This is a genomic window from Streptomyces corchorusii, from assembly GCF_001514055.1.
In the GTDB taxonomy this organism is placed as follows: domain Bacteria; phylum Actinomycetota; class Actinomycetes; order Streptomycetales; family Streptomycetaceae; genus Streptomyces; species Streptomyces olivaceoviridis.
Map to the genome: position 1 here is coordinate 75,490 of NZ_KQ948356.1, position 19,596 is coordinate 95,085.

Genomic DNA, 19,596 nt, shown 5'->3' on the forward strand with positions numbered 1-19,596 from the left:
AGAATCGGCTGCGGGACGACAGGGGCGCGCGTGACGGCAGAGGGCCCCGACTAGAACGGGAACGCGCTGCGCCCGTGCTGCACCGAGATCCACTTGACGGTGGTGAACGCCTCCAGCGTGGTCTCGCCGTTGAGACGGCCGAGGCCGGAGTGCTTCTCACCGCCGAAGGGCACGATCGGCTCGTCGTGGACCGTGCCGTCGTTCACGTGGAACATGCCGGTTTCGGTCCGCTTGGCGAAGGCCACGCCGCGCTCGATGTCGGCCGTGTGGACGGCGCCGCTGAGGCCGTACGGGGTGTCGTTGACGATCCGGACCGCCTCCTCCTCGCCGTCGAAGGTGAGGAGGAAGACGACCGGGCCGAAGACCTCCTGCTGGAGCAGCGGGGAGCCGGCCGGGACGCCGGTCAGCACGGTCGGCTCGACCAGGTTGTTGGTCGTGGTGCCGCGCACCAGGGCGGTGGCGCCCTCGGCGAGCGCCTGCTCCACGGTGCCGGAGACGGCGGCCGCCTGCGCGGAGTTGATCACCGGGCCGATCACGGTCTGCGGGTCGCGCGGGTCGCCGACCTTGAGACCGCGGACCTTGGCGACGAACTTCTCGGTGAACTCGTCGGCCACCGACGCGTCCACGAGGACCCGGTTGGCGGCCATGCAGACCTGGCCCTGGTGCACGAACCGGCTGAAGACCGCCGCGTCCACCGCGTAGTCGATGTCGGCGTCGTCCAGCACCACCAGGGCGCTGTTGCCGCCCAGTTCGAGGACCGCGCGCTTGAAGTTCCTGGCGCAGACGGTGGCGACGTGCCGGCCGACCTTGTCCGAGCCGGTGAAGGAGATGACCTTCGGGACGGGGTGCTCAAGGAACGCGTCACCGATCTCGGCGATGTCGGTGACGACGACGTTGAGCAGGCCGCCGGGCAGCCCGGCGTCCTCGAAGATCTTCGCGAGCAGGGTGCCGCCGGCGATCGGGGTGTTCTGGTGCGGCTTGAGCACCACGGCGTTGCCGAGCGCGAGGGCCGGCGCGACCGACTTCAGCGACAGCAGGAACGGGAAGTTGAAGGGGCTGATGACGCCCACGACGCCGACGGGCACGCGGTAGACGCGGTTCTCCTTGCCCTCGCCCGGGGAGGGCAGGATCCGGCCCTCGGGGCGCAGCGCGAGGTGGACCGACTCGCGCAGGAACTCCTTGGCGAGGTGCAGCTCGAAGCCGGCCTTGACGCGGGTGCCGCCCAGCTCCGCGATGATCAGGTCGGTTATCTCCTGCTCTCGGTCCTCTATCAGCCTGAGGGCCCGCTCGAAGACCGCGCGCCGGGTGTAGGGGCTGGTCTCGGCCCACTTCTTCTGGGCGCGGGCGGCGGCCTGGTAGGCCTGGTCCACCTCGTCGACCGTGGCCACCGTGATCGAGGCCAGCTTCTCGTCGTCGTAGGGGTTGAAGTCGATGACGTCCCAGGAGCCGGTGCCCGGCCGCCACTCGCCGTCGATGTACTGCCGGGCCAGGTCGGTGAAGTAGGACGACATGTGATCCCTCAATCGCTAGCGGCCACAGATCCACGCCAGGTCTGATCGCACGTCATCCTACTTGCGGGTTACGGAAGTTGGGGCCGGTCAGGACAGTTGCAGCAGACCGCGCAGGAGGTCGCGGCTCTCGTCCGGGCCGGGGCTGTCCTGCTGGAGTTCCTTCAGGGCCTGCTCGTACTGGGCGACGTCCTCGCGCTTGTCCAGGTAGAGGGCGCTAGTCAGCTGCTCCAGGTAGACCACGTCGGACAGGTCGGACTCGGGGAAGCTCAGGATGGTGAAGGCGCCGCTCTCGCCGGAGTGCCCGCCGAGGCTGAAGGGCATGACCTGGAGCCGTACGTTGGGCCGCTCGGAGACGTCGATGAGGTGCTGGAGCTGGCCGCGCATCACCTCGCGGTCCCCGTAGGGGCGGCGCAGGGCGGCCTCGTCCAGGACGATGTGGAACTCGGGGGCGTTCTCGGCGAGCAGGTACTTCTGCCGCTCCAGGCGCAGCGCGACCCGGCGTTCGACGTCGGCGACGCTCGCGCCCTTCATGCCGCGCCGGACCACCGCGCGGGCGTACTCCTCGGTCTGCAACAGCCCGTGCACGAACTGCACCTCGTAGACGCGGATCAGCGAGGCGGCGCCCTCCAGGCCCACATAGGTGGGGAACCAGCTCGGCAGGACGTCGGTGTAACTGTGCCACCAGCCCGCCACGTTGGCCTCCCGGGCGAGGGAGAGCAGCGACTCGCGCTCCGTCTCGTCCGTGATGCCGTACAGCGTCAACAGGTCCTCGACGTCCCTCGTCTTGAAGCTCACCCGGCCCAGCTCCATCCGGCTGATCTTCGACTCCGAGGCACGGATCGAGTACCCCGCCGCCTCACGCGTGATCCCCCGCGCTTCCCGCAGTCGCCTGAGTTGCGAGCCGAGCAGCATCCGCCGCACCACCGATCCGGGCTCTCCCGCGCTCACTTTCGCCAGCCTCCCCAACCGTCTTCAGGGGCCGAAGTCTGCCACTAAATCACTTCGAGCAGTACTCGTCCGGTTACGGAAACGGAAAGAGCGCGCCCGTTTCCACCGGGTGCGGGCCGGGCAGAGGTCCGGACCTCTGGCGGGAACATCGTGAAGATGGCAGAAAAAATGGCCAAGAAGCGGTACGGGGGGTGCCATTTCGGTCGCGTGCACGTGCATCTGCCCTTGCATCTGCTGTGCGCATCCGAAACCATGGGTGCCGCGCCACCGCTGCCTCGCAACGACCGCGAATTCCCGGGAGTGCCCCGCATGGGAACGAATGGATCGACCATGCTCAAGCCGCTACGGCAGGGCCTTCCGCCGCTCGATCCCGCGGCCGTGTCCGATGCCGCCTCCTGCGCCCTGCCCGCCCGGTTCGAGGCGGTGCGCGAGGCCCGGCGCTTCACCCGGTGCACGCTGGAGCAGTGGGACGTCGGCGACCGCTTCGACGACATCTGTCTCGTCGTCTCCGAACTCGTCACCAACGCGCTGCGCCACGCGGTGCCGGCCGCGCCGCGCGGGGGCGAGGCGCACCCGCCCGTGCGGCTGCACCTGATGCGCTGGACCGAGCGGCTGGTGTGCGCGGTGCGCGACCCGAGCCACGAGAGCCCGGCCCCACGGGAGTCGGACGACTTCTCGGCCGAGTCGGGCCGGGGGCTGTTCCTCGTCGACTCCTTCGCCGACAGCTGGGGCTGGCACCCGCTCGCGGGCACGCTCGACGGCAAGGTGGTCTGGGCGCTGTTCCGGCTGCACACGGCCGCGTGATCCGGTACGACTCCGGCGGGCACGCGGGTTCGGCGGGTTCTACGCGCGTCCACCGATCCGCGTCGGTCCGCACGGCCGACATCGTTGCCAGCGGTGCGGCACGAGCCGGGTGCCGGCGTCAGCCGGCTATCAGATGGTCGAACTCTCCGTCCTTGACGCCCAGGAGCATCGCCTCGATCTCCGCGCGCGTGTAGACGAGCGCCGGCCCGTCCGGGAACCGCGAGTTCCGTACGGCGACCTCACCGCCCGGCAGCCGCGCGAACTCCACGCAGGAGCCCTGCGAGTTGCTGTGCCTGCTCTTCTGCCAGGCCACTCCGTCCAGCTGCGTGGCAGCCATGCCGTTGTACACGTCGTACCCCCCGTACACGCCGTCAACGTCGCGGTCCACAGGTCGCTCCCCGAGTGGTGCACTGGCTGGTGAGGCCATAGATGCTGTAGTCAACTGACCCGGATCATAGCTCTGTTCACGTGCAGGTGCATGAGCAAATGCACGTGCACGGGGAGTGGTGCCGCGGTTACAGTCTTGACGTCCGCTTTACCGAAGCCGTTCCAGCGCCTGCCCCAGAGCAGGCAGGACATGCCCCCTCCAGCCCCCGCCCATGATCTTCCGAGCCATCAGCTGGGCGGGGTCGTCCGGATCGAACCCCTCGTGCACTAGGAAGAGACGCGTACCGCGCCCCTCATGTTCCAGGGTCCAGGTGATCGTCCAGTCGGCCGGGTTGGCCGGATCGGCATCGGCCCAGCGGAGGGACAGCATCCGCTCGGTGTCGTAGGCCAGCACCTCCACCTCTACGACGCCCGAGAAACGGGCGTTGGGACGGGGGACGGAGGTCATCCGGTACCGGTGTCCGACCCGGAGCCGGAAGTCCTCGGCACCGGGCATCTGCCAGCGGGCCAGCAGGTCGGGGTCGGTCAGGGCGCGCCAGACCTTGGCGGGCTCGTGCGGGAAGAACTGATCGACGCGGATCGTCGTCAGGTCGTCCGCGTCAGGTCCGGGTGCCGCGTTCATGACTGCTCATCGTCGGGCATGCGGTCGAGGAGATCGCCGAGGCCCTTCAGCCGCTCGCGCCAGAACCGCTCGTACGGATGGAGCCAGTCCTGCACATCGGCGAGCGGAGCCGCCTCCAGGCGGTAGACGCGCTGCCGTCCGGAACGCCGCTCGGAGACGAGGCCGGCCTCCCGCAGCACCCTGAGGTGCTCCGAGAGGCTCGGGCGGCGCATGTCGAAGTGGTCGGCCAGGGCCTGCACGGGCTGCGGTCCGCGCTCGCGCAGCAGCCGCAGCACCTCACGGCGGGTGGCGTTGGCGAGCGCGGCGAAGACGCGGTCCTCGGCGGCGGTACCCGTCCCGTTCATCGAGCGGTCAGAAGCCTTCCTTCTCCGTCAGCAGCATCAGACCGTTGCCGTCGGGGTCGGTGAAGGAGGCCATCCGCCCCCAGGGGACGTCGTCCGGCCCCCGCACCTCGACGCCGGCCGCGGCCAGCCGGGCGCAGTCGGCGTCGACATCGGTCGTGACCAACATGATCCCCCCCGCGGAACCGGGCTCGAAACCGCCCATGCCGGGCCCGGAGAGCGTGAAGACGGTCCGGGCGCCCTCGGGGGCCACCTGGAGCCAGCGGCCCTGGGGCATCTCCCGGTCGACGGCGACCTCGAAACCGAGGACGTCGCGGTAGAAGCGCAGGGCGCGGTCCTGGTCGGCGACGGGGAGGGTGACGAAGGAGGCGTGCGTGATGGTCATGCCGTCGACGATAGGTAGGGATTTACCTACCAGTCAAGCGTAGGGGATTTCCTACGCGTTGGGCGCTCGACGACCATGTGGGCCCGACGGTTGGCCCGACGGCTGGCCGAACGGCGGGGACCGGCCGAGGGGCCGGAACTGGACGGGAGGCGGGAATCGGCCGAGAGGCGGGGACTGGACGGGAGGCGGGAACCGGCCGAGAGGCGGGGACTGGACGGGAGGCGGGGACTGGGCGGGCACCATGGGACGCCCGCGCCACCCGTTCGCGTTTGCGACCGCGACCGGGCCGACGGCCGCCCGTGCGGCCACTTGCCGCCATCGGCCTGTCCCGGTGGGCCCGCGCGGGTCCGCCCACCGAGGGTTCCCGCCCGGCCTGCGGAAGTCCTCCTGGTCACTGCTGGTAGCTTGCGCTGCGGGCCGTCCGGCGAGGGCGGCCGGCCGCTATCGCTGAGGGAGCTTCCGGTGACTGGTGCGACTGCGAGAGTGCGGGCTACTGCGCGGGGGCGGGGCGCGGCCCTGGCCGTGGGGCTGGCGGGCGCGCTGGCGCTCACGGCGTGCAGCGGCGGCGGTTCCGGGGGCGACGACGGCACCTCGGCGTCACCCTCGACGAACGCGACCGCGGCCCCGTCGCCGGGCGCGGGCTCCCCCGCCGGTGCCTCCACCAGGCTCCAGGGCAGCTGGATCACCACCGCCGACGGCAAGATCGTGGCCTTGGTGGTCACCGGGAAGAAGGCCGGGATCTTCGCGACCGGCGGGACCGTGTGCAGCGGGACGGCGGGCGCCGAGGACGGCATGCAGATGATCCATCTGACCTGTGCCGGCGGGGACATGGACCGCACCACCGGCATGGTCGACTCGGTGAACGGTACGACGCTGAAGGTGACCTGGTCGGGCAAGGCCGGGCAGGAGACGTACACCAAGGCGGAGGGCGGGAAGCTGCCGTCGGGGCTGCCGACGGTGCCGGTGCGGCGGTGACGCTTTCGCGGCCTTCACGCCGTTGAGCACCATCTGAAGTGGTGAATCGGGCCGGGGTGCGTGATCGCGTCCCGGCCGCAGGGGCCATGATGCGGGGGAGACCGTCACCACCTCGATGGGAACCTGCTCATGCGCGCCATTCCGCTCACCGTCACCGCTCTCGCCGCCGCTCTGCTGCTGACCGCCTGCAACGACAGCGGCGGGAACAAGACCGGCAAGAGCGGCTCCGCCTGCGAGATCGGCGGGGTCTCGCTGGAGATCGGGGCGGCCAGCGTGGCACCGGCCGCCGGGGACACCGGCGAGATCCCGGTCAGCATCACCAACCAGAGCGCCCCCTGCACGCTGGACGACTTCCCGGACATCGAGCTGAGCGGGGGCGGTGCCAAGGCCCGGGTGCCCGTGCTCAAGGGCGCGAAGGCCCAGAAGCTGAAGCTCGCCAAGGGCGACTCCGCATCCTTCTCGATCAGTTATGTACGGGGTGCGGAGGGCGCCAAGAACGCCCTCGCGGCGCAGACCGTGAAGATCACCTTGCCCGGCTCGGACACCGGCCGGAGCTTCCCGTGGAAGTACGGCCCGGTCGCGGGCAAGGCCGACGGAAGCGGCCCGGACGCGTCCGTGAGCGCCTTCCAGCAGGTGGGCGACTGAGCGGGGCGAGGCGGGAGCGGGTCGGCGGCTGAGGGCGGCGGCGAGCGGGTTGGCACGGGAGCGGGTCGGCGGCTGGGCGGGTCGGCACGGGAGCGGGTCGCCGGCTGAGTCGGCCGGCACGGGAACGATCGGCGACCGGGCGCGGCGAGCGAGCGGGTCGGTGGCTGGGCGGGTCGGCGGCTGGGTCGGCCGGCACGGGAGCAAGGTCGGCGAGCGGGTCGGTCGGCGAGCGGGCCGGTCGGTAGCCGGTCGTCACCCCAGGCGCGGGCGGGCTCTGACCTGTGCCTGGTCCGCCGCGCGTGCGCCCTCCGTCCAGCCCGCCGCGTCGCTGACCCCCCGCAGCCGGGTCGTCGTGGTCTCCGGGAACATGCGCTCCAGCCGGCCGGTGACGGCCGTCTCGCGTGTGGCCAGCACCGGCAGCAGGTCCTGGGTCACCTGGGTCTCGGCGGCTGCCGCGAGCCGGTCGCCGACGCGGTGCGCGTAGGCCGCGAGGAACGACTGCCGGAAGGTCTTGGTCCGCTTGCGCCCGCCGGCTCTCTGGGCGGCCTCCGCCTTCGTCATCGCGTGCGTGGCCTGCACCAGCAGCGAGGTGTAGAGCAGCTCGACCGCCTCCAGGTCCGCCTCGAACCCGACGACCGTGGAGAAGCCCAGCGGTTCGTTCCACACCGCGCGGCAGTGGTTCGCCGTGGCCACCGCGTCCAGCAGGACCGCCTTGGCCTGTTCGTACGGCGGCTCGACCCCGATGCGGCAGGCACCGGGCGCGTCCGGCGCGGGCGCCTCGGCGGCGAGCAGCGCTTCGTCGACGCTGTGCCGGGCCATCAGCTCCTGCGCCTTGGCGCTGAGCGCCTCGGCCTCCTCCGGATAGCCGGTGGCCTCGGCCTTGGCGAGCAGCGCGCGGATGCGGGAGAGCATGCGGGAGGCGGCCGGACCGGGGGCGCGCCGGGGCTCCTCGTCCAGCGGCTCCAGCGAGGGCAGGCGAAGCAGCAGGCGGTACAGCTCCAGGACCGCCGTGGCGTGCGAGAAGCGGTCGGCGGTGCGTTCGGGGCCGGCGGGCAGCGCCGCTAGCTGGTCGGTCCAGCGGCGCCCGCGCGGGCGGTCCCGCCCGGCCTGCGCCCGGATCAGGGCGGCGGCCAGGCGGACGTGCGCGTCGTCCAGCTCGCGCCGCACCAGCCGTACGACGTCGGCGGGCTGCCAGCCGCGCTGCCAGGCCCCGGCCACGAAGTCCTCGCCTCTCCGCGCGAGTTCGGCGTCGGCGCCCGGATCGGCGGCGAGCAGGGAGGCGCCCGTGTCGAGGCCGGTGTCGGTGTCGTCGTAGAGGGCGGCCCGGAAGGCCCGTTCGACGGTGCTGGCAGTGCTGGTCACGTCGTCGATCGTGCCACGCCCCGCCGACAACACCCGATCGTTGTCCACAGCCTGTGGACAACGATCGGGGAAGACCGGAGCGGAGAGGCCCCGGGCGGGCGGCGGAGAGGGTGTCAACCATCGGTTGACAGTCTCAGAGGCGCAACCTACGGTTGACACTATGGCGACCAACCCGAACATCACGGCATCCGTGCGCCTCGACGACCTCATCGAGGCGATCAAGAAGGCTCACAGCGAACCCCTCGACCAGCTCCAGGACGCGGTGATCGCCGCCGATCACCTCGGTGACGTGGCCGACCACCTGATCGGGCACTTCGTCGACCAGGCCCGCCGCTCGGGCGCCTCCTGGACCGACATCGGGCGCAGCATGGGCGTGACCCGGCAGGCCGCGCAGAAGCGGTTCGTGCCCAAGGAGTCCACCGACCTCGACCTCAGCCAGGGCTTCAGCCGCTACACCCCCCGCGCGCGGAACGTGGTCATGGCCGCGCACAACGAGGCGGTGGCCGCCCGCAACGCCGAGGGCCGCCCCGAGCACCTGCTCCTCGGGCTGCTGGCCGAGCCCGAGGGCCTGGCCGCGAAGGCGATCACCGCGCAGGGCGTCCCGCTGGACGCCGTACGCCAGGCCGCCACCGCCGCGCTCGCACCCGCCTCGGACGACGTCCCCGACCTCGTCCCCTACGGACCCGAGGCGAAGAAGGTCCTGGAACTCACCTTCCGCGAGGCCCTCCGGCTCGGCCACAACTACATCGGCACCGAGCACCTCCTGCTCGCCCTGCTGGAGCACGAGAACGGCCAGGGCGTCCTCAGCGGCCTCGGCATCACCAAGGCGGCCACCGAGGAGTACGTCGGCAAGGTGCTGTCGCTGCTGCTGGAACAGAACAACAAGGAGGCCGCCGCGGCAGCCGAGTCGGCGACCGGAGCCGGGGAGCCCGGCCAGGACTGACGAGGGGCGAACCCGCAGGTCGGGGCCGTTGTCAGACCCCCCTGCCACACTCGCATCCATGACCGACCGGTGGGCGCTCGCACCGGCCGAGGACGAAGGCGTGGACGTCGCCCCCCTCGGCCCGGACGGGCTGCCCGCCGGACCGGTGCGGCGGGAGAGCGATCTCGCCGCGGCGGTGCGGAGCCGCCCGGAGGTGACGCGCTGGGTCTGGCGGTCGACCCCCGAGGTCTACCCGCGCCTGCTCGCCACGGGGGTGCGAGTGGAGCGGTGCTACGACATCGAGGACGCCGAGACCCTCCTGCTCGGCCACGAGGGGCGGTACGGCGAGCCGCGCTCGGCCGCCGCCGCCCTGGCCCGCCTCCGCGGCGGTCCCGTCCCGCCCGACCCGCCGCAGCGGGCGGCCGATCCGAGCGCCCAGTCCTCGCTCTTCGAGCCCGTCGGCAGCCGCCTCCCCCTGCCGGACCTGCTCGCGGTCTACGCCGACCAGGTGCGGCGGCACGAGAAGACCGCCCACCCCGACCGCATGCGGCTGCTGACCGCCGCCGAGTCGGCCGGGATGCTGGTCGCCGCCGAGATGAACCACGCGGGTCTGCCCTGGAGCGCCGAGGTCCACCGCGAACTGCTGCACGACCTGCTCGGCGAGCGGTACGCGGGCGGCGGCGAGCCGCGCCGCCTCGCCGAGCTTGCCGACGAGGTGTCCGCCGCCTTCGGCCGCCGGGTGCGGCCCGATCTGCCCGCCGATGTGATCAAGGCCTTCGCGCAGGCCGGGATCAAGGTGAAGTCCACCCGCCGCTGGGAGATCCAGTCCGTCGACCACCCGGCCGTCGAGCCCCTGCTGGAGTACAAGAAGCTGTACCGCATCTGGGTGGCCCACGGCTGGTCCTGGCTCCAGGACTGGGTGCGCGACGGCCGCTTCCGCCCCGAGTTCCTGGCCGGCGGCACGGTCACCGGGCGCTGGGTGACCAACGGCGGGGGCGCGCTGCAGATCCCCAAGGTGATCCGCCGGGCCGTCGTCGCCGACCCCGGCTGGCGGCTGGTGGTGGCCGACGCCGACCAGATGGAGCCGCGCGTACTGGCCGCGATCTCCCGCGACCCCGGCCTGATGGAGGTGGCCGGCCGGGAGAGCGACCTCTACCAGTCCGTCTCCGACCGCGCCTTCTCCGGCGACCGGAACCAGGCCAAACTCGCCGTGCTCGGCGCGATCTACGGCCAGACCTCCGGAGACGGCCTGAAGAACCTCGCCGCGCTCCGCCGCCGCTTCCCCAAGGCCGTCGCCTACGTCGACGAGGCGGCCCGCGCGGGCGAGGAGGGCCGGCTGGTGCGCACCTGGCTGGGCCGCACCTGCCCCCCGGTCGCCCGGGCGGGCGAGGACGCGGCGGAGGAGGCGGGCATCCCGATCGGCGAGGAGGAACCGGAGGGCCAGACCGGCTGGGGCCCCGGATCCGCGTCGACCGGCTCCCGCGCCCGGGGCCGCTTCGCACGGAACTTCGTCGTGCAGGGCAGCGCCGCCGACTGGGCCCTGCTGCTGCTCGCCGCGCTGCGCCGGGCCTGCGCGGAGCTGAAGGCCGAGCTGGTCTTCTTCCAGCACGACGAGGTGATCGTGCACTGCCCCGCCGAGGAGGCCGACGCCGTGGTCCAGGCCATCCGCGAGTCCGCCGCCCTCGCCGGCCGGCTGACCTTCGGCGACACACCGGTGCGGTTCCCGTTCACGACGGCGGTGGTGCGGTGCTATGCCGACGCCAAGTAGCGCCTGTCACCCCCTGGGTGCACAGCGGTTCACCACGCGGCCGAGCCGCCGCTCACCAGTTCCCGCAGCTCCGCCAGGATCGCCTGCTCGTCGGTGCCGTCCAGCGCCTCGCGGGCCGCGCGCCAGGCGTCGTACGCCTCCGCCCGCCGCCCCCGCTCGCGCAGCAGGAACCCGTGCTGGTGCAGGGCCAGCCCGCCCATGTACCGGTCGGCGCGGGCGTCGGCCCGGCGCAGCAGCTCGGCGCACTCGTCCGCCGCCCGCTCGGTCTGCCCCAGCCGCCGCAGCGCGCGGACCAGGCCGAGCCGGGTCTGGGACTCCCCGTGCCAGTCGCCGTGACCGCCGAGGATGCGCAGGCTCTCCTCGAAGTGCCGGGCGGCGGCGGCCGGTTCGCCGAGGGTGAGATGGGCGTAGCCGATGTTGCAGTGCGCCGAGTGCTGCACGATGACGGCGCCGATCTCGTCCCCGATGGCCAGCGAGCGCCGGTGCTGCTCGATAGCGGCGCGCGGGTCGGTGTGCTCGTAGAGGTTGCCCAGGTGGCTGCGGGTGACGGCCTCGCCGTAGGGGTCGTTCAGCAGCCGCGAGTAGGCGAGGCTCTGCCGCAGCGCCTCCCCCGACTCCGCGAAGCGCCCCAGCCCCTCCAGCAGCAGCCCTCGGTTGTTCAGGCAGCGCCGGATCCGGGACGCCGTGCCCAGCCGCCCCCAGATCTCCAGGGCCTGGTCGGTGAGGGCGAGGGCGTCGTTCTGCCGGCCGGTCAGGAAGTGCAGGCCCGCGAGGTCGCCCAGCGCGTACGCCTCGGCCTCCGGGTCCCCGAGCCGCCGCGCGGCACCGAGCGCGGCCCGCCCCAGCACCTCCATCTCGGCGACCCGGCCGCTGCGCTGCACGTAGGGGAACAGCAGCCGTACGAGCGCCGAGAGGGGGGCGGCCGTGCGCGGATCGTCGGTGCCGGCGTTGCGTGCCACCAGCGTGACGATGTTCTCCAGCTCCAGCTCACCCCAGGCGAACGCCTCCTCGGCCGACTCGAACGGCGCCAGGGCCGCCACGTCCGCCGCATGCTCCGCCGGCTGCGCGGAGGTCGGCCGCCGCCGGTCGTCCTGATCGATCCCGGGCTCCACGACCGCCGTCAACACCCGCTCGGCCATGGCGGCGTACCAGCGGAGAGCGGCCAGGTCGGGGACGGCGGGGGCGTCTTCGGGACGGGGGGTGCGGTCGGGGACGGCGGGTCCGGGACCGGGACCGGGTGTGCGGTCGGGGATAGGAGAGGCGGGTCCGGGACCGGGTGCGCGGTCCGGGACGGCAGAGGCGGATTCGGCACTGGGTGCGCCGCCGCAGACGGCAGAGGGACCGGACGTGCGCTCGGGGGCGGTGAGGTCGGTGGTTCCGGCGCTGTCATCGGCGTCGGTGGTGCCGGACGCGCCGTTGCCGGCCGTGCCGGGAGTCTCCGTGGGGGACTCGTTGCCGACCGGCGCGGGAGCCCCGCCGAAGGCATCCGTACCTGCCGCGTCGGCGGCCGGGGACGCGGTGGGCCTCGGGGCGGCGTCGGCCAGTTCGCGGGCGAAGTCGCGGACCAGGTCGTGGGGCGCGTAGCGGCCGTACGCCGTCTCCTCCAGGAGGGCGACGTCGACCAGGCGGTCCAGGGCGGCCTCGGCGCGGCGCTCGTCGGTGCCGGTGAGGCGCGCGATCAACGGGGCGCCGTAGGTGGGCAGGTCGAGCGCGCCGATGTGGCGCAGGGCGAGGGCCGCGTCCCGGTCGGCCTCGCGCTCGGCGGCGGCGAGCGCGTCGTGGGCGACGGCGAGGGAGCGGCGGACGCTCAGGTCGTCGTACTCCAGGTGACGCAGGCGCCCGCCGGTCTCGGCGAGTTGGCCGGCCAGGACGTCCGGGGTCAGGGCGCGGCGGGCCGCGAGCCGGGCGGCGACCACGCGCAGCGCCAGCGGGAGCCGGCCGGTCAGCTCGACCAGCGCGTGGCCGGCGTCCAGTCCCGCGCGCCCGCTCACCGCCCGCAGCAGGGCCGCGCTGTCCTCACCGGTCAGCGGGGACAGCGGGAAGCGGCGGGCACCGTCGAGCGCGGTGAGCGGTGAGCGGCTGGTGACGATCACCGCGCAGCCGGGCCCGGCCGGCAGCAGGGGCCGTACCTGCGCCGCGTTCGCCGCGTCGTCCAGCACCAGCAGGATGCGCGCGGGCGCGAGCAGCGAGCGGAGCAGCGCGGCGGCCGCGTCCGGGTGTTCCGGGATGTTCCGGGGCGCGGCACCGAGGTCGCGCAGCAGCGCGGCGAGCGCCTGCGTGGCGGTGAGCGGGGTCATGCCGGGGGTGGCGCCGTGCAGGTTGACGTAGAGCTGACCGTCGGTGAAACGTTCCCTCAACTCATGGGCCACGTGCAGGGCCAGTGCGCTCTTGCCGACGCCGGCCATTCCGCTGACCACCGCGACGGCGGGGGCCGGGGCGGACGGCTCGGTCAGCGTGCGGCGCAGCTCGCGGCGCACGTCGGCACGGCCCGTGAAGTGGGCCGGCGGGGCGGGCAACTGGGCCGGACGAGGGGTCTGCCGTGCGGCTGGTCCGTCGCCTTCGCGTGAGGACGCGGAGGGTGCGGAGGCCGTGGGGGGCGCGGAGGGCGACGCGGGGGGTGCTTGCGGCGCCGGGGACGCGGCACCGCCCACGGTGTGGCTCGGGGTGCCGGTACCAAAACGGTCGCCGTCGCCGTCGCCGTCACAGGCGGCCGAGTCGTCCTCCCGGCGCGGCTGTCCGCCCTGCCCGGCCGGCCGCGTGGAGCCGCCGTACTCCACGTCCCGCCCCCGCTGCTCACCGATCCCCCGCAGCACCTCGACATGCGCCTCGCGGACGGTCGGGCCGGGTTCGACGCCGAGTTCCTCGACCAGACGGGCACGCAGATCACGGTGGACGGCGAGTGCCTCGGCTTGGCGGCCGGTGCGGTGCAGGGCGAGCATCAGCTGACGGTGGTACGCCTCACGCAGCGGATGTTCGGCGACCAGGGCCGCGAGCTCGGGGACGAGCGCGGCCAAGCGGGCGCCGCCAAGGGCCAGTTCGGCGTCGTAGCGCAGCTCCAGCAGGAGCAGCCGCGCCTCCGTCAGGCGCTGCACGAGGGCGTAGCCGCCGATGTCGGCGGGCAGTCCGCTGAGCGGCGTGCCACGCCACAGCGCGAGCGCGGAGGCGCAGGCGCGTACGACGTCCGGCCAGTCGCGCCGGGCGTGCGCGGCGCGCGCCTCGGCGACCCGCGCGTCGAAGACATGCACGTCCAGTTCGCCGTGGTCGACCCGCAGCACATAGCCGGGCGGTACGGCCCTGAGCCGTTCGGGGTCGTCCAGGAGCCGGCGCAGCCGGGTGACGTGGTTGTGCAGGGAAGCCTGCGCGGAGACGGGAGGGGCGCCGCCCCACAGCGCGTCCTTCAGCGCCTCGACCGACACGACCCGGCCCGGTTCCAGCAGCAGCGCGGCGAGCAGGGCGCGGACCTTGGGGCTGCCGATGGCTCGGACGCCGTTGTCGGGGGCGTCGTGGCCGGCCTTCCCGGCGGGACGGCGGGCGGTGGGGGAACCGGAGGATCGGGGTGCGGCACCGGAGGGTCCGGGAGACGTGCCGACGGTTCCGGGAGCGGTGCCGGAGCTTTCCGGAGAGGTGGCGTAAGAGCTGTCGTACGAGATCCCGTGGGGCGGTCGGTCGTAGAGGACCGGCGGTCCCAGCAGTCCGAAGTGGAGCTCGCACCGCCGCATCACGCCGCTCCACTGCCTTTCCGCGCGGCCGGATCCGACCGTGCTCCGCGGCGGATGTGTACCCGCCGTCACCTGGCGGGATTCCGCCCTGTCCACAGCGGTTTCCCGCCACCTTCCTGCTGTCGGCCGACCGCCGGCCGACCCACCGGCCCTCTGCCGTCCGGCAGTTGAATCAGCCCACCCGAACGGGAAGTTCCCGCTGCCACCGGCGGACTTCCGGCCAACCGCTCCACGGTCCGCTGACGAACCGTTGGCCACATGTTAGCGATCCGTTGGCGCATCCTGATGTGATCATTCCATCGGATTCGGCCCGACGGCGCGCGCGTAGCACGCGTAACTCGGGGGAGTGTCGCCGCAGGCTGGATCCGGGGACGACAAGGGCCCCGGCCGGCGGAGGTGAACGACCGGGGCCCCGTCCCGCTCCTCTTCCCGGGCCTCCTGGGCTCCGTTGCTCAGATCACCGGCGGGCGTCCCAGCCGGGTGAGCCTCCACACCGTCCGCCAGCGCATCGGCCGCCGCTCACCGGCGTGCTCTCGCAGCCCCTCCGCGAACCCGCCGAACCAGGCCTTGAGCCCCGCCGTGGAACGGGTGCGGGCGAGGGTGAGGAGCGTCCACACCCCGAGGTGCACCGGGACGAGCGGCAGTGGCAGCCGGCGCCGGGCGAGCCAGACGCGGTTGCGGGCGTTGACCCGGTAGTAGATGGCATGCCGGGCCGGTGAGGTTTTGGGGTGCTGGAGGAGCAGTTCCGGGGCGTACAGGATCTTCCAGCCGGCGTCGGCGGCCCGCCAGGCCAGGTCGGTCTCCTCGTGCGCGAAGAAGAACTCGGCGGGCCAGTCCCCGGTCTCGGCCAGCATGGCCATGCGCAGGGCGTGTCCGCCGCCGAGGAAACCGGTGACGTAGCCGCCGCGCAGCGGGTCGGACTTGCCGATCCTCGGCACGTGCCGCTGCTGGGTCTCGCCCCGCTCGTCGGCGATGCGGAAGCCGACGATGCCGAGGCGCGGATCGGCGGCGTACAGGTCGCGCACCCGGCGCAGCACGTCGGGGTCGACGAGCAGCCCGTCGTCGTCCAGTTCCACGACGACGTCGACGTCCGCGAACTCCCGCAGCCGGGCGAGGGCGACGTTCCGGCCGCCCGGGCAGCCGAGGTTCTCCTCGACGTCGATGGTGGTGACCTCGCCGGGCAGGGAGAGCCGGTGGGCGAACTCGGGCAGCCGGCAGCCGTTGCCGACGATCACGATGCGGGCGGGGGCAAGGTCCTGCTTGGCCACGGACTCCAGCAGGGCGTCGACCTCGGCGGGCCGGTTGCCCATGGTCACCACGGCGACGGCGATCCTCGGCTCCACCACGTCCCTCACCCCATCCGGCCGACAGCGGCACCGCGTCCCGACCGCGCGCTGCCCGCCCTTCACCAAGATGTTGCCTCAGGTCCGCGGGTTCACCGGCCGCCGGTTCACTTTGCCGCGTCTTTGTTCCGGTTTTGTCGCCACGTTCGCCGTGTGGCCGACTTGGTGCGGCCGAGCCGCGCTGAGCCGGGAACGTCAGCGGCGGACAGAGGGATCACGGGGCACCGAACCTCGCAGCCGTCGAGTCGGGCAGGCCACCGCAGGGGCACATCTCGCCGTCGACGAGACGGAGGCGAGCCGAGCGGGCGCGGCGCCGCCGTCGCGTGCGCTGAACGACGAAAGACCAGCCAGGAATGTTCCTGGCTGGTCTTTCCGGTGGAGCCGCTTTCGGGATTCGAACCCGAGACCTACGCATTACGAGTGCGTTGCTCTGGCCATCTGAGCTAAAGCGGCGCGCTGCCCACACCATGGTGCGATCGGCAACGTCGGTAAGTCTACACAGTTTCCGGGGGTGCTTCGTACCCACCCCGGAGTGGGTGGTTCCGGGGTGGGTGGCAGGGGCTATGAGCAGCGCTTCCCGGCGGGCGGCGGGGTGCCGCGGAGGACGTAGGTGTCGATCGCCGTGTCGATGCAGGCGCTGCCCCGGCCGTACGCCGTGTGGCCGTCGCCGTCGTAGGTCAGCAGGCGGGACGAGGAGAGCTGGCGGGCCAGGGACCGGGCCCAGCGGTACGGGGTGGCCGGGTCGCGGACCGTGCCGACCACCACGATCGGCGCCGCCCCCTTCGCCTCGATGCGGTGCGGCTCACCCGTCGCCCGCACCGGCCAGTACGCGCAGTTCAGCGAGGCCCAGGCCAGGCCCGGGCCGAAGACGGGGGACGCCTTCTCGAACTCGGGCAGCGCCTTCTCGACGTCCTCGGGGCCGGAGAAGGCCGGCGGCAGGTCCAGGCAGTTCACGGCGGCGTTGGCCATCATCAGATTGCTGTAGTGGCCTTTCGCGTCCCGCTCGTAGTAGCTGTCGGCGAGGGCCAGCAGGCCGGCCCCGTCGTTCTCCCTCATCGCCGAGGTCAGCGCCTCGCGCAGTTGCTCCCAGGACGCCTCGTCGTACATCGACGCGATCACCCCGGTCGTGGCCAGCGACTCCCCCAGCTTGCGGCCGTCCGCGTCGCCCGCCGGGATGGGGTGGGTGTCCAGCTTGCGGAAGAACGCCTTCAGGTTGGCGCCGACCCGCGCCGGCGTCGTGCCCCTCCCGCCGAGCGGGCAGTCGGAGTGCCGTACGCAGTCCTTCGCGAACGCCTGGAACGCCGTCTCGAAGCCCGCCGTCTGGTCCAGGTTCAGCCTGCGGGCGTCCAGGGTCGGGTCCATCGCGCCGTCCAGGACCATCCGGCCGACCTGCCGGGGGAACAGTCCGGCGTACGTCGCCCCGAGGAACGTGCCGTACGACGCCCCGACGTAGTTGAGTTTCCGGTCGCCGAGCGCCGCCCGCAGGATGTCCATGTCCCGTGCCGCCTCGACGGTGGAGACGTGCCGCAGCAGCCGTGCCGAGCGGGCCCCGCAGCTCTCCGCGAACTTCCGGTCCGCCGCGACCAGCGCGTCCCGTTCCCGCTGGTCGTCGGGGGTGATGTCCGTCTGTGTGTACGCGTCCATCTGCCGCCCGTCGAGGCATTGGACGGGTTCGCTGCGGGCGACCCCCCGCGGGTCCACCGCGACCATGTCGTAGCGGGCCCGGATCTGGGCCGGGTAGCCGATGCCCGCGTACTGCTGGAGGTACCCGACCGCCGAACCGCCCGGTCCCCCCGGGTTGACCAGCAGGGAGCCGAGCGGCTTGCCCTTGCCGGTGGCCTTCTTGCGGGCCACGGCGAGCCGGACGGCGCCCGCGTCGGGCCTGGCGTAGTCCAGCGGTGCCTTCATCGTCGCGCACTGGAATCCCGGCACACCGCAGTCGCGCCAGCTCAGCCGTTGGCCGTAGTACGGCGTCAGCGCCGACGGCGTCGCACGCGGCAGCGCGGCCAGCGCCGCCTCCACCGTCCCGCCCGCGGAGGATGTGGTCGAGCTCCCGGAGGAGCAGGCGGACACGAGCAGTGCGGCGGCCGTGAGGAGGGTGGCCGTGAGGCGGGCCGTCGTCCGGGCGCGGATGCCCCGGGTCCGGCGGGTGCGGGGAGATGGCCTGGTGTGCATCCGGCGAGCCTAACCGTGTGCGACGACATGTGTGCGGTGCGTGGGCATTGTGGCTCGTACGAGGGACACGGGGGCCTCCTCCCTCCTCAGCCGGCCACCCTGCCGGGCAGAACCCCGCCCGGCCGGCCACCGTCACGGGCTGGGTGTCTCACCCCGCGCGCAGCGCCATCGTCATCGCCTCCACCGCCAGCAGCGGAGCCACATTGCGGTCCAGGGCCTCGCGGCACGCGGCGATCGCCTCGATGCGGCGGAGGGTGGACTCCGGGGTGCCGGCCCGGGCCAGCCGCTCCAGGGCGTCCTCGGCGTCGGCGTTGGCGAGCGCCACGCGCGTGCCGAGTTGCAGGGCGAGGACGTCGCGGTAGAAGGCGGTGAGGTCGCCGAGGGCGACGTCCAGGCTGTCGCGCTGCGTACGGGTTCTGCGGCGCTTCTGCATGTCCTCCAGCTCCTTCATCACCCCCGCCGTGCCGCGCGGCATGCGACCGCCCTGGACCGCCCCGAGCGCCGCCTTCAGCTCCTCGGCCTCCTTGCCGTCCATCTCCTCGGCGAGCTGCTTGGCGTCCTCGGCAGCCGCGTCGACCAGTTCCTGGGCCGCCCTCAGGCAGGCGCCGACCTCGTCCAGCCGCAGCGGGAGCTTCAGCACGGCGGCCCGGCGCTCGCGGGCCGCCGGGTCGGTGGCCAGGCGGCGGGCGCGGTCGACGTGCCCCTGCGTGGCGCGGGCGGCGGACGCGGCGACCTCCGGCTCGATGCCGTCGCGCCGCATGAGCATGTCCGCGACCGCCTCGACGGACGGCGTGCGCAGGTTCAGGTGGCGGCAGCGGGAGCGGATGGTCGGCAGGACGTCCTCGATGGAGGGGGCGCACAGCAGCCAGACCGTGCGCGGGGCGGGCTCCTCCACCGCCTTGAGGACCGCGTTGGCCGACTTCTCGTTCAGCCGCTCGGCGTCCTCGACCAGGATGATCTGCCAGCGGCCGTTCGCCGGGGAGGTGAACGACTTGCGGACCGTGTCCCGCATGTCCTTGACCAGGATCTCGGAGCCGACCGCGGCGACCGACGTGACGTCCGCGTGGGTGCCGAGGAGGGCGGTGTGGCAGCCGTCGCAGAAGCCGCAGCCGGGGGCGCCGCCGAGCGCGCGGTCGGGGCTCACGCACTGCAAGGCGGCGGCGAAGGCCCTGGCCGCCTGGTTGCGGCCCGCGCCGGGCGGGCCGGTGAAGAGCCAGGCGTGGGTCATCTTCGACGTCTCGGGCAGCGGCTGGTCCGCCGCGGCGGCCGTGACGAGGGCGTCGGCGTCCCGCGCGGCGGCGTCCAGCACCGCGCTCACCTTCTCCTGCCCGACGAGGTCGTCCCACACGGTCATGGGTCACGCCGCCCTTCCGTCACACTCCGCGTTCCGGCATCCATTGTGCGGGTGGGCACTGACAACCGGGCGGACGGAGGCCGCGGAGACGGTGGCGCCGATGGGCTACGCGCCTGCCCGGAGGCGGTGGCTGCGTCTGCCGAGTGGGAGCCCGCCTGCCGAGTGGGGGCCATGCCTGTCCGAAGCGCTGCGCCTACCGAGTGGGGGCCATGGCCGCCCCAAGGGCTGCGCCTGCCCAGTAGGGGCCATGCCCGCCCCAAGGGCTGCGCCTGTCCGGTGGCGGAGGCCACGGCCGGCGCCGACGCCCGCACCTGACCGACAACCGCGGCAACCGC

The 19,596-nt window shown here is 73.2% G+C and carries 16 protein-coding genes and 1 tRNA gene; 5 read left to right on the forward strand and 12 right to left on the reverse strand.

Going from position 1 to position 19,596, the window contains the following annotated elements; genetic code table 11:
* Positions 1–50: 50 nt before the first annotated feature.
* Both AQJ11_RS15930 and AQJ11_RS15935 read right to left on the reverse strand, forming a co-directional pair.
* Positions 51–1,511, reverse strand: coding sequence for an aldehyde dehydrogenase family protein (locus AQJ11_RS15930; protein ID WP_014674099.1), 1,461 nt, complete (start codon positions 1,509–1,511; stop codon positions 51–53).
* An 87-nt stretch (positions 1,512–1,598) separates the two neighbouring features.
* Positions 1,599–2,423 (reverse strand): helix-turn-helix domain-containing protein, encoded by an 825-nt coding sequence (locus tag AQJ11_RS15935; protein ID WP_059263765.1) that lies wholly within the window; start codon positions 2,421–2,423, stop codon positions 1,599–1,601.
* A gap of 345 nt (positions 2,424–2,768) precedes the next feature.
* On the opposite strand from AQJ11_RS15935, the gene AQJ11_RS15940 reads away from it, so the two are divergent.
* Positions 2,769–3,263, forward strand: coding sequence for an ATP-binding protein (locus AQJ11_RS15940; RefSeq protein WP_237280905.1), 495 nt, complete (start codon positions 2,769–2,771; stop codon positions 3,261–3,263).
* Between the two features lie 118 nt (positions 3,264–3,381).
* On the opposite strand, the gene AQJ11_RS15945 is transcribed toward AQJ11_RS15940, so the two are convergent.
* The 4 genes from AQJ11_RS15945 to AQJ11_RS15960 form a co-directional block, all read right to left on the reverse strand.
* A complete protein-coding gene (locus AQJ11_RS15945; RefSeq protein WP_014674096.1) occupies positions 3,382–3,651 on the reverse strand; it encodes a DUF397 domain-containing protein in 270 nt (89 codons plus the stop codon).
* Positions 3,652–3,798: 147 nt separating this feature from the next.
* The gene (locus AQJ11_RS15950; RefSeq protein WP_058081396.1) at positions 3,799–4,272 is read right to left on the reverse strand and encodes an SRPBCC family protein; all 474 of its coding nucleotides are present in this window, start codon (positions 4,270–4,272) and stop codon (positions 3,799–3,801) included.
* Positions 4,269–4,616, reverse strand: a complete 348-nt coding sequence (locus AQJ11_RS15955; RefSeq protein ID WP_058081395.1) for an ArsR/SmtB family transcription factor — start codon at positions 4,614–4,616, stop codon at positions 4,269–4,271. Before AQJ11_RS15955 ends, AQJ11_RS15950 begins: the two co-directional genes overlap by 4 nt.
* A gap of 7 nt (positions 4,617–4,623) precedes the next feature.
* Positions 4,624–4,998 carry a VOC family protein gene (locus AQJ11_RS15960; RefSeq protein WP_059263517.1) on the reverse strand — a complete coding sequence of 125 codons (375 nt, stop codon included), beginning with the start codon at positions 4,996–4,998 and terminating at the stop codon, positions 4,624–4,626.
* Between the two features lie 462 nt (positions 4,999–5,460).
* On the opposite strand from AQJ11_RS15960, the gene AQJ11_RS15965 reads away from it, so the two are divergent.
* Together AQJ11_RS15965 and AQJ11_RS15970 are read left to right on the forward strand one after the other, a co-directional pair.
* Positions 5,461–5,973: a hypothetical protein gene (locus AQJ11_RS15965; RefSeq protein WP_398781054.1), complete on the forward strand. Its 513-nt coding sequence runs from the start codon at positions 5,461–5,463 to the stop codon at positions 5,971–5,973.
* A gap of 129 nt (positions 5,974–6,102) precedes the next feature.
* Positions 6,103–6,618, forward strand: a complete 516-nt coding sequence (locus AQJ11_RS15970) for a DUF4232 domain-containing protein (RefSeq protein WP_014674091.1) — start codon at positions 6,103–6,105, stop codon at positions 6,616–6,618.
* A gap of 252 nt (positions 6,619–6,870) precedes the next feature.
* On the opposite strand, the gene AQJ11_RS15975 is transcribed toward AQJ11_RS15970, so the two are convergent.
* The gene (locus AQJ11_RS15975) at positions 6,871–7,980 is read right to left on the reverse strand and encodes a DUF2786 domain-containing protein (RefSeq protein WP_244218261.1); all 1,110 of its coding nucleotides are present in this window, start codon (positions 7,978–7,980) and stop codon (positions 6,871–6,873) included.
* Between the two features lie 160 nt (positions 7,981–8,140).
* Here AQJ11_RS15975 and AQJ11_RS15980 point away from each other — a divergent pair, with 160 nt between their 5' ends.
* Together AQJ11_RS15980 and AQJ11_RS15985 are read left to right on the forward strand one after the other, a co-directional pair.
* Positions 8,141–8,923: a Clp protease N-terminal domain-containing protein gene (locus tag AQJ11_RS15980; protein ID WP_059263520.1), complete on the forward strand. Its 783-nt coding sequence runs from the start codon at positions 8,141–8,143 to the stop codon at positions 8,921–8,923.
* 58 nt (positions 8,924–8,981) lie between these two features.
* Positions 8,982–10,670, forward strand: a complete 1,689-nt coding sequence (locus AQJ11_RS15985) for a bifunctional 3'-5' exonuclease/DNA polymerase (RefSeq protein ID WP_014674088.1) — start codon at positions 8,982–8,984, stop codon at positions 10,668–10,670.
* A gap of 29 nt (positions 10,671–10,699) precedes the next feature.
* Here AQJ11_RS15985 and AQJ11_RS15990 read toward each other — a convergent pair whose 3' ends face one another.
* The 5 genes from AQJ11_RS15990 to AQJ11_RS16010 form a co-directional block, all read right to left on the reverse strand.
* A complete protein-coding gene (locus AQJ11_RS15990) occupies positions 10,700–14,389 on the reverse strand; it encodes an AfsR/SARP family transcriptional regulator (protein ID WP_059263521.1) in 3,690 nt (1,229 codons plus the stop codon).
* Between the two features lie 452 nt (positions 14,390–14,841).
* Complete coding sequence (locus tag AQJ11_RS15995; RefSeq protein ID WP_079082331.1) at positions 14,842–15,735, reverse strand: glycosyltransferase family 2 protein; 894 nt, start codon at positions 15,733–15,735, stop codon at positions 14,842–14,844.
* A 373-nt stretch (positions 15,736–16,108) separates the two neighbouring features.
* A tRNA-Thr gene (locus AQJ11_RS16000) sits at positions 16,109–16,185 on the reverse strand.
* Positions 16,186–16,293: 108 nt separating this feature from the next.
* Positions 16,294–17,907 carry an alpha/beta hydrolase gene (locus AQJ11_RS16005; protein WP_059263522.1) on the reverse strand — a complete coding sequence of 538 codons (1,614 nt, stop codon included), beginning with the start codon at positions 17,905–17,907 and terminating at the stop codon, positions 16,294–16,296.
* A gap of 148 nt (positions 17,908–18,055) precedes the next feature.
* Entirely contained in the window at positions 18,056–19,261 is a 1,206-nt protein-coding gene (locus AQJ11_RS16010; RefSeq protein WP_014674051.1) for a DNA polymerase III subunit delta', read from the reverse strand.
* Positions 19,262–19,596 lie beyond the last annotated feature (335 nt).